The organism is Staphylococcus pasteuri, from assembly GCF_030547725.1.
Lineage (GTDB): Bacteria > Bacillota > Bacilli > Staphylococcales > Staphylococcaceae > Staphylococcus > Staphylococcus pasteuri.
Genome location: NZ_JAUOQO010000003.1, coordinates 136624 through 150840, shown reverse-complemented (window position 1 = coordinate 150840; position 14217 = coordinate 136624). Strand labels below are relative to the sequence as shown.

General features: G+C 30.5%; 17 protein-coding genes. 1 reads left to right on the top strand and 16 read right to left on the bottom strand.

The genetic code is table 11. The annotated features are described in order from the left end of the window. The first annotated feature begins 137 nt into the window (after positions 1-137). The gene (rpsT, locus tag Q4528_RS04350; protein WP_002451849.1) at positions 138-389 is read left to right on the top strand and encodes a 30S ribosomal protein S20; all 252 of its coding nucleotides are present in this window, start codon (positions 138-140) and stop codon (positions 387-389) included. Between the two features lie 71 nt (positions 390-460). Here the strand turns inward: rpsT and holA are convergent, their stop codons facing one another. From holA to Q4528_RS04270, 16 genes are all read right to left on the bottom strand, one after another. Next, complete coding sequence (holA, locus tag Q4528_RS04345; protein WP_046466747.1) at positions 461-1435, bottom strand: DNA polymerase III subunit delta; 975 nt, start codon at positions 1433-1435, stop codon at positions 461-463. 70 nt (positions 1436-1505) lie between these two features. Then, positions 1506-3608: a DNA internalization-related competence protein ComEC/Rec2 gene (locus Q4528_RS04340; protein WP_237450844.1), complete on the bottom strand. Its 2103-nt coding sequence runs from the start codon at positions 3606-3608 to the stop codon at positions 1506-1508. Positions 3609-3697: 89 nt separating this feature from the next. Next, positions 3698-4159 carry a ComE operon protein 2 gene (locus tag Q4528_RS04335; RefSeq protein ID WP_017637104.1) on the bottom strand — a complete coding sequence of 154 codons (462 nt, stop codon included), beginning with the start codon at positions 4157-4159 and terminating at the stop codon, positions 3698-3700. Between the two features lie 84 nt (positions 4160-4243). Then, positions 4244-4921 carry a helix-hairpin-helix domain-containing protein gene (locus tag Q4528_RS04330; protein ID WP_046466749.1) on the bottom strand — a complete coding sequence of 226 codons (678 nt, stop codon included), beginning with the start codon at positions 4919-4921 and terminating at the stop codon, positions 4244-4246. Positions 4922-4974: 53 nt separating this feature from the next. Further along, a complete protein-coding gene (locus Q4528_RS04325; protein ID WP_017637102.1) occupies positions 4975-5694 on the bottom strand; it encodes a class I SAM-dependent DNA methyltransferase in 720 nt (239 codons plus the stop codon). Between the two features lie 2 nt (positions 5695-5696). Beyond that, the gene (rsfS, locus tag Q4528_RS04320) at positions 5697-6050 is read right to left on the bottom strand and encodes a ribosome silencing factor (RefSeq protein WP_029055723.1); all 354 of its coding nucleotides are present in this window, start codon (positions 6048-6050) and stop codon (positions 5697-5699) included. Continuing rightward, positions 6051-6635: a bis(5'-nucleosyl)-tetraphosphatase (symmetrical) YqeK gene (gene yqeK, locus Q4528_RS04315; protein WP_017637100.1), complete on the bottom strand. Its 585-nt coding sequence runs from the start codon at positions 6633-6635 to the stop codon at positions 6051-6053. After that, a complete protein-coding gene (locus Q4528_RS04310) occupies positions 6625-7197 on the bottom strand; it encodes a nicotinate-nucleotide adenylyltransferase (RefSeq protein WP_046466750.1) in 573 nt (190 codons plus the stop codon). Before Q4528_RS04310 ends, yqeK begins: the two co-directional genes overlap by 11 nt. Then, positions 7197-7487 carry a ribosome assembly RNA-binding protein YhbY gene (gene yhbY / locus Q4528_RS04305; RefSeq protein WP_017637098.1) on the bottom strand — a complete coding sequence of 97 codons (291 nt, stop codon included), beginning with the start codon at positions 7485-7487 and terminating at the stop codon, positions 7197-7199. The genes Q4528_RS04310 and yhbY overlap by 1 nt, the downstream gene beginning before the upstream one ends. 2 nt (positions 7488-7489) lie before the next feature. Then, positions 7490-8296: a shikimate dehydrogenase gene (gene aroE / locus Q4528_RS04300; protein WP_029055721.1), complete on the bottom strand. Its 807-nt coding sequence runs from the start codon at positions 8294-8296 to the stop codon at positions 7490-7492. A gap of 12 nt (positions 8297-8308) precedes the next feature. Then, complete coding sequence (gene yqeH / locus Q4528_RS04295; protein WP_046466751.1) at positions 8309-9409, bottom strand: ribosome biogenesis GTPase YqeH; 1101 nt, start codon at positions 9407-9409, stop codon at positions 8309-8311. Next, positions 9410-9937, bottom strand: coding sequence for a YqeG family HAD IIIA-type phosphatase (locus Q4528_RS04290; protein WP_046466752.1), 528 nt, complete (start codon positions 9935-9937; stop codon positions 9410-9412). Positions 9938-9961: 24 nt separating this feature from the next. Continuing rightward, a complete protein-coding gene (gene mtnN, locus Q4528_RS04285; RefSeq protein ID WP_046466753.1) occupies positions 9962-10648 on the bottom strand; it encodes a 5'-methylthioadenosine/S-adenosylhomocysteine nucleosidase in 687 nt (228 codons plus the stop codon). Between the two features lie 196 nt (positions 10649-10844). Further along, the gene (locus tag Q4528_RS04280) at positions 10845-12080 is read right to left on the bottom strand and encodes an NRAMP family divalent metal transporter (RefSeq protein ID WP_046466754.1); all 1236 of its coding nucleotides are present in this window, start codon (positions 12078-12080) and stop codon (positions 10845-10847) included. A gap of 11 nt (positions 12081-12091) precedes the next feature. Then, complete coding sequence (pxpA, locus tag Q4528_RS04275) at positions 12092-12844, bottom strand: 5-oxoprolinase subunit PxpA (RefSeq protein WP_017637092.1); 753 nt, start codon at positions 12842-12844, stop codon at positions 12092-12094. Continuing rightward, the gene (locus Q4528_RS04270) at positions 12844-14205 is read right to left on the bottom strand and encodes an acetyl-CoA carboxylase biotin carboxylase subunit (protein ID WP_303520673.1); all 1362 of its coding nucleotides are present in this window, start codon (positions 14203-14205) and stop codon (positions 12844-12846) included. Before Q4528_RS04270 ends, pxpA begins: the two co-directional genes overlap by 1 nt. Between the last annotated feature and the right edge of the window lie 12 nt (positions 14206-14217).

The following is a 14217-nucleotide window of genomic DNA, read 5'->3' as shown; positions in this document are numbered from 1 at the left end:
ATAATGTGATATTCATTTATTAGCATAGCCATTAAATAAATGATTGCACAAAGATAGTACATTTGATAAAATATTTCTTGTTGTAATCAAATATAATTTAATTTGATAAGTTAGTTCACTTTTAGGAGGTGACAGTAATGCCAAACATTAAATCTGCAGTTAAACGTGTTAAAACAACTCAAACTGCTGAAGAACGTAATATTTCTAAGAAAAATACTATGCGTACAGCAGTTAAACGTGCGAAATCAGCTATTGAGACAAATGCCGATAACAAAAATGAATTAGTAAGCTTTGCTATTAAGCAATTAGATAAAGCTGCTCAAAGCAACTTAATCCACTCTAACAAAGCTGATCGCGTAAAATCACAATTGATGAGCGCTAACAAATAATTATAAATAAAAGCTAGTTCGCCTAATAGGTCGAACTAGCTTTTATTTTTTTATGTAATAACCAATCAATCTTATAATGATAAAATAAACAATTCTAAAATCAGTTGTTTATCCATATATGAAGATTTCAATTTATAATCAGTTTCTGCACAAGAATTTATAATATTTAAAAGATCTTCTAACTGATAATGTCTTACCTGCCCCAATGCTAATTTCACTCTATATGGATGGACATTGACTGTTTTAGCTATTTGTTGCCCACTATATCCTTTTTGACTTAAAATCTTACATTGGTAATATAACCTATAATTACTAGTTATCAATGCTAATAATTTAATTGGTTCTTCCTTCATATTAATTAAATCTTTGACCAGTTGTATTGCTTTATTTTTTTGGCGTTTTTGAATATATTCTGTTAACAGAAATACATTTTGTTCTAAACTACGATTAATGATTTGATTCACATCGTCTTTATTTATAGTCGGTCTATCACCTAAAAATAGCATTAATTTATCTAATTCTTGTGAGATAATATTGAAATTAATACCGGTTAACTCAATCATATAATTTAGTGCGTCTTGTTTGATGTCCTTAAAATTATCATTTAATTTTGATTGAATCCATTTTTTTATTTCTTCTTCAGACATTTGTTCAACTTTTTTTAATTGTCCATTTTTCTTAAGTGTTTTGGTTAATTTTTTTCGTTCATCTAATTTATTTTGAAATACTTCAAAAACTATAAGGTTTTCACCATCATATTTTTCAATAAATTCAAGTAATTGGTCGGTATTTTGATTCAATTCTTTGGTAACCTTTTCACCCGTAAAGACATATGCATTCTGAACTAAAATTGCCTTTTTATCTGAAAAAAATGGCATTGTTAATGCTTCTTCAATGATTGGTGTAATTTCAGTTTCATATAAATTATATTTCACATAGTTGAAGTCATCTTTTTCTGATTGTAAATATTTATTTATCATTTCTGAACTCTTTTTCTCAACTAAGTCTGGTACCTCTCCATATACCATAATGATATTGTCAGACATGCATTACACCCTTTCCATATAGTTCACATTAAGAAATTATATCACGTAATAAACTCTAACCTCTACCAATTTATTTTTGTTGCTTAGTTGATATTGATAAATTTGAATCTAGTTTAACAGTTATCTCCCCGTTTATTTGGGTATCTAAAACTTTACTTCCAGATTGACGTAACCGTGTAATTACTTCTTGATTTGGCAAATGATATTTATTAACTTTACCACTTGATATAAGACTGATTTTTGGAGTTATGTGTTGTATTAAATTTGCAGAATTACTTGTTTTACTGCCATGATGCGCAACTTTCAAAATATCTATTTTAGGTAATTGATATCGATTTAACAGTAGTTCCTCATTATTAATAGTCATATCACCAGTAAGTAAAATAGTTTTATTTTTATATTTTAATAATGTAACAATTGAGTGTTCATTTTTATCGTCGCTTTCTTGAATATAAGTGTCTAAAAATTCAAGTTTCCCATCTTTAATAGCTAAAGAATTGAGTAAGTTAATATCCATGAAATTGATACCATTTAACTGACAAATACTTTTAATATTTGCTAGGACATCTTTAGGATAACTTGATGGCTCTATAATAATATTTTTGATGTTTATATGATTACTTAAATATGGTAATTCACCCATGTGGTCTAAATGAGGATGTGTAATAATTAAATAATCAATTGTAGATATCCCCTTAGCTTTTAAACTTGGTAAAATCTTATATTTGGCTATATTATTATTAGATTTAGTGTGGCTGTCAGTTAGTTTCCCACCAGTGTCAATCATAATATTTAGATTGTACTCAGTATGAAATAAAATGCTGTCTCCCTGACCAACATCTAACATTGTTAACTCTGTTTCTGAAGGCCTCGTTGTATATATAATTATTATAATACTAAGAAAAATTATCGAAACAGACGTTAAAATATTTCTATTAACGAATAAAAATAATGAAATGAACATAGACATTATTAAAAACACTATTGAGAAAGTATTTAACTCAGGAACAAAAATTCTAATGTACTTTAATGAAAGAAATAAAGAAAGAAATTGATCATGTATACGGTAACTATAATTTAATACTGTATTTAAAAGTAATAAGTGGGTTGTGAAGTGGCTAAGAAAGAAAAATATAATCGCTAGCGGAAAGATAATAATGCTATATAAAGGTACGAAAATTAAATTTGAAACTAATCCTATCCATTGAATTTGATTAAAATGGTAGACAGTAATTATTAACGCGCCTAATTGAGCTATAAAAGTCACTGACGTTAATAATTTTAGCCCAGTAAGTTCCTTTAATAATGGTGTAGAAATTATAAGGAAGAATGAAATAAAAAAGCTAAACTGAAAACCAATATCAAAAACTATTAGTGGATTGATAAAATACATTAATATAAAAATAAAAGAGAGTATATTTAATGGTTTGCTTTTAAACTGTCTAGGAAGAATGAGTATAATAATGCCGACTAATATAGATCTAACTGCGCTAGGAGCAAAATCAGTATAAAAAGCATATAGAGGTAATATAAGTAGAAGTAAAAGCTTAATTAATAAATATGGTGTGTTCAATCTCACAAAAGCGGAATGTACTAAATAAATAATTGCAGCAACATGTGAACCACTTACTGCAAGTAAATGATAAATTCCTATTTCTTTAACATCGTCAATAAATGATTGATTTAATGTTGATGTGTCACCAGTAATCAAAGCTAGTAACCTATCGTGATAAACATTTTTTGTTTTACTCATTTGATTCTGAATATAACTTTGATGTTTGGCTATAGGATTAATTTTCTTATTTTGTGTACAACTATTTAAATCTATCTGTTTAATAAATATTATAGGCTGATTCGAATTTAATAACTGTAAATCTCCATTTATAGCACATCTATAATTATCAATATTCAATCGATTATAATCACCTTGATGTCTGTAATAAAACTTTACATTGTGGTCATGCCATTCAAGGAGTCCTTTATAGATATTACTTTCTTTGTTTAATTTAATAAAAGTTACTGCTTCATTAATATGTTTACTATTCTTAATATTTTGCATTTCTTGTTTATGTTTAGTAAGTGCTAAATTTAACATTAAAACACTAAGTAATACTGAGATACATACCAAGAATAGATATTGCTTAATTACATTTTTTCTTATTAATAGAAACATTAGCATACAAAGTATAAAAGTAGAGAGCACTTTGTTAAATAACCAAAGTATCCCTACTAGAAATGATATTGCAATATAAAACAATAAACTTAACCTTGAGTTAAATACTTTGCAACATAATCTGGTGAAAATGGAATTTTTTTGTATTCTATTCCAGATTGATCCAGTAACTTCATGGCATACTCGTGATTATGGTAATCTTCAGCGTAATAAATCGTCTTTATTCCTGCTTGAATGATTGATTTTGTACAATTAAGACATGGGAAATGTGTGACATAAATTGTTGCACCTTCAGTCGATACACCTTGCTTTGCACATTGTAATAACGCATTCATCTCAGCATGAATAGTTCTTATACAATGGCCATCTTCAATCAAACAACCCTCATCAATACAATGTACTTCACCAGCTACGGATCCATTATAACCGCCTGCAATAATACGGTTGTCTTTAACTATCGTCGCGCCAACCGATAATCTTTGACAAGTTGATCTTAATGCTAATAAGTGGCTTTGTGCCATAAAATATTCTTCCCATTTTATTCTTTCCATGATGATCTATGCCTCCATCGTACTTAATTAAAATAATAATTATAGCTTACTCATTTTAAAATCATAATGCAAATGCAACTCTTATTACACAGTAAAATAAGCCTTTAATTTTTCAAATGTTTTTGGTCCAAATCCTTTTATGTTTTTTAAATCTTCTATACTATTAAAAGCACCATTTTTATTTTTATAATCTATAATTTCTTTGGCTTTAGAAGGACCTATACCAGGAACTTTCAATAATTGCTCTTCTGTCGCTACATTCAAATTAATAGTTGATTGTGTACTATCAACCGTATTACTTGTAATTTGTTCTTGTATATTTTGAGAAGTCTTTTCTCCCTTTTCAGGTATGTAAATTAACTTTTGGTCTATTAATTTTTCTGATAAATTAATTTGTTTAGTATCAGCATTATTACTTAATTGGGCTTTCTTTAACAAGTCAATGATTCTATCAGAACTGTTCATTTTATATACATTGGGATGCTTTACTGCCCCCTTTATGTCAACGTATATAACTTTATTTTCCTTTTTTGCATCAGAATCTTTAGTTTCGCCTTGATGACGTTTAGATAAAGTTTCTTTTTTATCTGTTTTATTACTATAACTATCTGTATTTGATTCAACATATGTTTGTTGACTTTTGTCTTCATTATGATTCATAGAATAAGATAAAACTGCTATAAAAATAATTGCTATTCCAATTCCAATATATAGTTGATACGGTGTCAAAATCTTTATTAATTGTTTTAATTTAGAAAGCAAAAAATCACCCCTTCATACTAATTAACGTATGTCAGCGTGATTTTACTTTATATTTAATGTTTTTGAGCTACAAAAAATAATCGATCTGCCTGTTCATCATCTTGATTCATATTGAAATCTGTAAACGTTTTGACTAAAGTTAATCCACATTTTTCCAATAATTGAGTATATACATCTTTTTCAAATGTACGTTGATAATGTTCTTCGTCAAATCTTTGATATAAACCATTTTCTCTTTCAATAAAAAATGACATTTGATGAATAACGCTTAATGGTTCCGCGCCTTTTAGAGCATCCCATCCTAAAAATAAATGTTCTGCTTCATCTATATAACTTTGGTCACTAAATAATGTAGTCATTTTAGCAACGGTATGTACATCAAATATTAACAAACCGTTATCTTTCAAATGGTTATAAACACATTTAAAAGTATCTTCAACATTGTCTAATGTAGGTAAATAGTTTAATGAATCACAAAAAATAGTAACAATATCAAATTGATGATCTAATTGAAAATTCGTCATGTCTCCTTCTAACCAATTGATTTGATTAGATTTTTGAGAGGCAATGGAAAGCATATCCGGACTAATATCCATGCCACTAACATTTCCTAAATCATTTAACATACATGTTAATGTACCTGTACCACATCCAATATCAAGGATATCGGCATGATGATTAGCATAAAATTGAACTATATCAAACCATGATTCATAAGGTTGATCTTGTGTGAGTTGATCATAAACCAAACTCATTTCTTCATATTGAGACATAATTAGTAAACAACCTGTCCGTATGATTCGATTGGAGCATCTTGATATAATTTCTCAATATTATAATAAGATCGTTCATCTTTATGGAAGATATGAACAACTACATTGGCAAGGTCAATTAGAACCCATCTTGCATCTTGATAACCTTCCATTCGTTTAACATCGATATCATGTTCATGAACTGCTTCTTTTACAGCTCTAGCAATTGACTGAACTTGACGTTCATTATTACCATGACATACAACAAAATAATCTGTCATATCACTGATACCTTGCATATTAAGAGAAATAATATCTTCTGCTTTTTTGTTCTCTGCTGCATCAACAGCAATGTTTAACAATTTGTCTGAATTCATTTAATCATCCTTTATTCTTTCATCACTATAGTTATAATAATTTAGACAAGCAATCGTAGCACCGTAAACTGTAATATCTTTTTGAATTAAAAATAGTACTGTACGCTTAGAAATTTCATAAATTGTTTTATCTAAGCTACCTTGATTGTATGCCATATCTCTGATTTCTTCAACTCCTGGAGTCTTACGACCAGGCTCTATATAGTCAGCTATAAATACTAGTTTTTCTGTTTTTGTCATTTGTTGACGACCAGTTGTATGATATTTAATAGCTAACAAAACTTCTTCATCTTTGACATCAAAGTCATTTTCCATTATTGCTGAACAAACCGGTCCATGCAAAATTTCTCCACCGTAACTCAATAAATCAGATTCTAAATCATACTGTCTCACTGTTTGATACATAGTACTTAAATCATCATATTTACAATAATCATGAAGTACACCAGCTAGTTCAGCTTTATCTTTATCGCCATCATAGATTTCTGCTAATTTTACAGCTGTCTCTGCTACTCTAAGTGAATGTTTAAATCGCTTTTCTGGCAATTTCTCTTTGACTAACTCTATAGCATTTTCAATTTTCATATAATCCTTCCTCTCGAATATAATGTTCAACGCTTTGAGGAACTAATATTTGAATAGACTGTTTCGCTTTAACACGTTCACGTATCATTGAAGAACTAATATCCATTCTAGGAATAGTGATAGATATCATATCTTCTTCAACAGACTGTACATCTTTCTCTCTATTAACCACTATAAATGTAATCAATTTCTTTAATTCATCAATATTGTACCATTTATCTAATTGATCGTATTGATCAGTGCCTATAATGAAGTAGAATTCACTATTAGGATGTGACTTTATTAATGATGATAACGTATCATAAGTATAGCTTTGCCCTTTTCTTTCTATTTCTTCTTCACTAATTTTACCAAAACCTAAAGTAGCAATTGCTAACTCTATCATTTTAATGCGTTGTGATGCTTCTAGGAAATCAGAATGTTCTTTTAAAGGAGACATATAACTTGGTAAAAAATAAAATTCATCTGGCTTGATGACATGATACACTTCACTAGCTACCATCATATGAGCGATATGAATCGGGTTAAATTGTCCACCATATAAAATAATTTTCTTTTTCATTATGGTAACGTAATTTCTTTATTATCCTTTGATTCTCTGTATAAAACAATCATAGACCCTATGATTTGAACAACTTCACTATTCGTAGCATCACTTAATGCAGTAGCAAGTTCTGATTTATCATCAAAATTATTTTGTAATACGTGTATCTTAATTAATTCGCGATTCTCTAAAGTATCGTCAATTTGGTTAATCATATTTTCATTTATACCACCCTTACCAATTTGGAAGGTTGGATCAGTATTATGTGCTAAACTACGTAAATATCTTTTTTGTTTTCCAGTTAACATAATTAAACTCCTTTTAATTTATCTATTACTGATTGTTTCATCATTTTAATATCGGCTTGGTATCCAGTCCATATTTTGAAACTTTCAGCGCCTTGATATACAAACATGTCTAATCCATTATAAATCGGATTACCTTTATTTTCCGCTTCTAGTAAAATTGGTGTTTTATACGGAATATATACGATATCACTTACTAAGGTGTCTGTGTTTAAATTCTTGAGACTGATGGGTAATTCTTGATTATTATCCATACCAGCAGGTGTTGTATTAATAATAATATCGAACTCATCTAAGTGGGATTCAGCCTGTTCTAGAGTTATCTGATTAACATTTAAATGCCATGACTCAAATCGTTTCATCGAACGGTTAGCAATCGTTAATTTCGGTTGAACAAATTTAGTTAATTCATTTGCTATACCCTTACTAGCTCCACCAGCGCCTAAAATTAATATATATGCATTTTCTAAATCATTATAAACTTGACGCAAGCCAGTAACATAACCTATCCCATCTGTATTGTATCCAATCCATTTACCGTCACGTACCATTACTGTATTAACAGCACCAACAGTTGTAGATTGTGAATCTATTTCATCTAAAAATGGAATAATACGTTCTTTATGTGGGATCGTAACATTAAATCCATCTAATTTTCTTTCTTTAATTATTTCTTTAATGTTATGAAATTGATCTTCAGGTATATCAATTGCTTCATAAGTATAATTCAAACCCAAAGATGCAAAATTATCAGTATGCATAAGTGGTGATAAAGAGTGTGAAATTGGATGTCCAATTACTGCAAATTTCACGTTTATCCCTCCTTATAATATCGAATTTCTTAAAATGACATCTACATTTTTAGGTACTCTAACTATAACTTTTGCACCAGCATCAATTGTAATAAATCCTAGTCCAGAAATCATTACGTCTCGTTTTTCTTTGCCTGTTTCTAATCGAACAGCTTTCATTTCACTCATATTAAATTGATTAGGATCATGAGGTGGTGTTAACAAATCTCCAATATGATTTTTCCATAAATCATTGGCTTTTTCTGTTTTAGTTCTATGAATATTTAATTCATTTGAAAAGAAACATATCAATGGTCTTTTTCCACCTGAAACATAATCAATTCGAGCTAAACCACCAAAGAATAATGTTTGTCCTTCATTTAGTTGATATACTCTTTGTTTGATTTCCTTTTTAGGCATAATTAATTTTAATTCTTTTTCTGTGACAAAGTGAGTCATTTGATGTGATTGAATAATACCAGGTGTATCAAACATAAATGATTTTTCATCTAATGGAATATCTATCATATCTAATGTAGTTCCTGGGAATCTAGACGTTGTGACAACATCTTTTTCACCTACACTAAGCTCTATCAATTTATTAATTAATGTTGATTTACCTACGTTAGTTGTACCTACAATATAGACATCTTCCTGTTGACGATGTTTATTGATTGAATATAATAGATCTTCAATACCCTGTCCTTTTTCAGCTGAAATGAGTACAACGTCTTCAGACTCAAGACCGTATTTCTTAGCAGAACGTTTCAACCATTCTTTTACACGACGTTTGTTAATTTGTTTTGGAAGTAAGTCCATCTTGTTAGCTACTAAAATAACTTTTTTATTACCAACAATGCGTTTAACTGCATTAATAAATGAACCTTCAAAATCAAATACATCTACGACATTAACAACGATACCGCTTTTATCTGATAATCCAGAAAGTAAATTTAAAAAATCTTCGCTATCAAGTCCTACATCTTGTACTTCATTATAATTTTTTAATCGAAAACATCTTCTACAAATAACATCTTCTCTAAACATATTATGTTCCGGTACATAACCTGGTGCGTTTTTATCTTCTGATTGCAATGGTGCGCCGCAACCTATACATTTCAATTCATCACTCAATCAATTTTCCTCCCATTTAATATAACCTTTTTTCCTGAAGTGATTTAATAATCTTCTTTCAATTAAGCGATTAAACTTGGTAATAAACCCGTCAGTACGTTTAACAGGTACAACCATAATCGTATATAAACCATTACGATTACCACCAAAAACATCTGTTAACATTTGGTCACCAACTACCACTGTTTCACTAGGTTTGATGCTCATTTGATTAATTGCTTTTTTAAATGCTTTACCCATCGGTTTTCTAGCTTTACAAATGAAATCTACATTTAAATCTTTTGAAAATTCACCTACACGTTGTTCATTGTTGTTTGACACAATTGTGATTTGTATGCCTTTTTCTCTTGCTTCTTTAAACCATTGTTTAATTTGTTCAGTTGGCGCGACAACATCCCAACCTACTAGTGTGTTATCTAAATCTGTGATAATACCTTTTACACCAGTTTCAGCCAATTTATCAACATTGATTTCGAATACTGACTTTACATATGCATTAGGCATAAAATAATGTTTAATAATACCCATTGAATTGTCACCTTTACTCTTTAATTATAATTTTCCGACTAATAATTCTACCATTTCACTTGATGAAACAGCTGCTTTTCCTAAAAATTCCTCGAATGTCATATCTGCTTCGCCATTAGCTAAATCAGAGACAGCTCTCGTAATAATAAATGGAACTTTAAATTGATAACATGTTTGAGCGATAGCAGTTGCTTCCATTTCAACAGCCATTGCGTCGCTAAATTGAGTTTTTATCGTTTTTCTTTGTTCTGCACTTCCTATGAAACTATCACCACTTACAATAAGCCCAACTTTAGCATTTAAATTTTGTTGTTTTACAACTTCAATTGTTTCATTTATTAAATTTTGATTTGCTTCATATTTTTCTGGCATTTGTGGGATTTGACCCAATGCATAGCCAAATGCTGTAGCATCTGCATCATGGTAAGCTACATCATCACTGATTAATACGTCTCCTATAGATAAGTTTTCATCTAGTGCTCCGGCTGAACCTGTATTTAGGATGTATTTAGGATTAAATTTTTCGATTAACAATGTTGTAGAAATAGCTGCATTAACTTTGCCAATACCACTTTGAGTAATGACTACTTCTTTTTGATTAAGTTCACCTTTATAGAATTTAACATGAGCTACATTAATTTCGCTTAAATTCACTAATTTATCTTTTAAAATGGCAACTTCTTCTTCCATTGCACCAATAATACCTATCATTATTGTCCCACCTTATCTTATTATACTAGCATTTGTTATTCTATCACATTTTATAGCTTTCAACGACAATAGGTTAGTATTTAACTAATATATAATCGTATGTTTTAAGTTATAAAAAAAGCGTTAATACTACACATTTATTAACTAAATGAATAATATTAACGCATATTTATTATCTTAATTTAATATTACAATCTTAGCCTTTCCACAAACTAGCTAAATCTTGCAATGAGAAGATGCCAGTTAAGATAGTTACTAATACTGCAATAATTCCGAACAGTAACATCCAAGTAGGGTGTTTATAATCACCAACAATCGATTTCTTTCTACTCGCTATTAAAATTACACTTAATGTAATCGGTAAAATCCAACCGTTTATTACGCCTGCTATGATTAATAAGCTAACTGGTTTACCAATAAACAAGAAGATTAAAGTTGAAATAACGATAAATGAAATAACGATTAAATTATTTTTATTGAACAAAGATTTATGCATTGTCTTTAAGAACGTTGCGCTTGTATAAGCTGATCCAATAACAGAGGACATTGCTGCTGCAAAAATAACGAGTCCAAAAATGTTCTTACCAATTGGTCCAATCGCATGTTCGAACACTGAAGCTGGTGGATTCTCAGAACTTAATGTAACACCAGTTACAACAACACCTAAAACTGCCAAGAATAGTAAAGTACGCATCACACCAGTAGTTAAAATACCTGCAATAGCTGAATGATTCACAAACGGCAAAAAGTCTTTACCTTTTATACCAGAATCTAAAATTCTATGGGCACCAGCAAAAGTTATGTAACCACCAACCGTACCACCTACAAGTGTGATAATTGGTAAAATCAACTTAATTGGATGTTCAGGAGCAAATGTATGTACTAGTGCATCACCATAAGGTGGATTGGACACTACCATGACATAGGCTACAACAAGGATCATAACAACTCCTAAAATCATAGACACAACATCCATAATTTTTTGACCACTTTTACTAACAAATATTAAAATAGCAAAAATAGCCGTTATCGCAGCACCCCATTTTACATCTAAACCAAACATCGCATTTAGTCCAAGACCTGCTCCGGCTATATTACCTATATTAAATGCTAAGCCCCCAAATGCAATTAAAATCGAGACAACTGTTCCAAGACCAGGCAGTATTTTATTAGATACTTCTTGGCCTCTTAAACCAGTTACAACAAGTACACGCCAAATATTTATTTGAGCTCCAATATCAATAATTATAGAAATGAGAATAGCAAATGCAAAACTAGCATAAAATTGTGCAGTAAATACTGCTGTTTGTGTTAAAAATGCTGGACCGATAGCTGATGTAGCCATCAAAAATACAGACCCTAATAACAACCTTTTATGATTTCTAGTAAATTGAGCTTTCCCATTATGATTTGATGATAGTTTTTCTCCCATCTAAAAACCCCCTATAAAGTTTGGATATCAATGCCTTCTTTCGTTAATTTTTCTCTTATTTTTGTTACGAATTCAAGCGCATGTGCGCCATCTCCATGAACACATATTGTGTCTGCTTGAAGAGTGATTTCCTTATTATTTTTTGAAATGACTTTATTCTCAGTTACCATTTTTACAACTTGTTCCAATGCTTCTTCAGAATCAGTAATCACTGCATCCGCTTCTTTACGACTTACAAGTTGACCATCATCTTCGTATCGACGATCAGCAAATACTTCTGAAGCTGTCTTTAATCCAACTTTTTCTGCTTCTGAAATAAGTAATGTATTAGCTAAACCAACAAATACAAGACTTGAGTCAAAATCATAAACTGCTTTAGCAATAGCATTTGCTATAGCTTCATCTTTAGCACCCATTTGGTACAATGCTCCATGAGGCTTAACATGATTCATTTTAACGTCGTGTATTTGACAAAAGCCATTTAATGCGCCTAATTGGTATACTACAATGTTATATATTTCATCAGGTGTCATATCTAATTTACGTCTACCAAAACCTTGTAAATCAGGTAAACCAGGATGTGCACCTATACCAATGTTATTTTTTTTAGCTAATTGAATTGTTTCATTCATTACATTCGCATCACCAGCATGAAAACCACAAGCAATGTTTGCTGATGTAATTAGAGGAAGAATATCTTTATCTCCACCAAAAGAATAATTACCAAATGCTTCGCCTAAATCGCAATTTAAATCAATTTGCATTATAATTCCACTCCTTTACTTATTTGATGTTTTTCAAGGAATTTAATATCAACATCTTTTGCGTCTCCATCTGAATATGCAGGATAGTTTAATACTGCATAAAGGAAATCTGCTGTTGTTGTAAAACCATCGATAACCATTTCATCTAAAGTTACTTTTAACTTTTGAATTGCGCTAGCTCTATCTGCACCTTTTACAATTACTTTTGCTACTAAAGAATCATAATAAGGAGATACTTTATATCCTGGATATAGAAGTGAATCTACTCTAACGTTAAAACCTTGTGGTAAGTGTAATGCATTTACTTTACCTGGTGTTGGTTGGAAATGCTTTTCAGGATTTTCAGCATTGATTCTTGCCTCAATTACATGACCATTAAACTTAATGTCTTCTTGTTTAAAAGGAAGCTCATCATGTTGTAGTAGATAAAGTTGTGCAAGTAATAAATCTCTGTCAGCACGCATTTCTGTAACAGTATGTTCTACTTGAATTCTTGCATTCATTTCAATGAAATAATGTGCATCTTCAGTAACTAAAAACTCAATCGTACCTGCACTTCTGTAATTTGAAGCTTGAGCAACTTTAACTGCATCATCACAAATACGTTGGCGTCTTTCCTCAGTTAGTGCAGCACATGGAGATTCTTCAATTAATTTTTGATTTTTTCTTTGTACTGAACAATCACGTTCTCCTAAATGAACAAAATTATCTTTTCCATCTCCAATAATTTGAACCTCAACATGTTTAGCAACAGGAATAAAGGCTTCTACATATACTCGGTCATCATTAAAGTATTTTTGTCCTTCACTTTTAGCTTCTTTTAACGCTTTTTCAAGATGGTCAGGTTCTTTAACAATACGTATTCCTTTACCACCGCCACCACTTGCAGCTTTTAAAACAACAGGATAACCAATGTCTTCTGCCAGTGTTTTTATTTCTTCTACAGTTTTAACTTCATCTGTTGAACCAGGTATAACAGGAACTCCAGCACCATCAACAGTTTGTCTAGCTGTAATTTTATCTCCCATCATTTCCATAGTTGTTTTATTAGGTCCGATAAAATTGATATTATTATCTTCTACAGCTTTAGCGAATGTTGTTGACTCAGATAAAAATCCATATCCCGGATGAATAGTATTCGCACCAGTTACCTCTGCAGCACCTATGATTCTAGGAATATTTAAATAACTATCTAGTGGATTTGCTTCACCAATACAAACTGCTTGATCAGCTAATCCTACATGTAAGCTATCTTCATCTCCTTTAGCATATACTGCTACAGTTTCAATGCCCATCTCTCTACAGGCACGAATAATTCTAACAGCAATTTCCCCTCTGTTTGCAATTAAACATCGATACATTTACTTGTACCC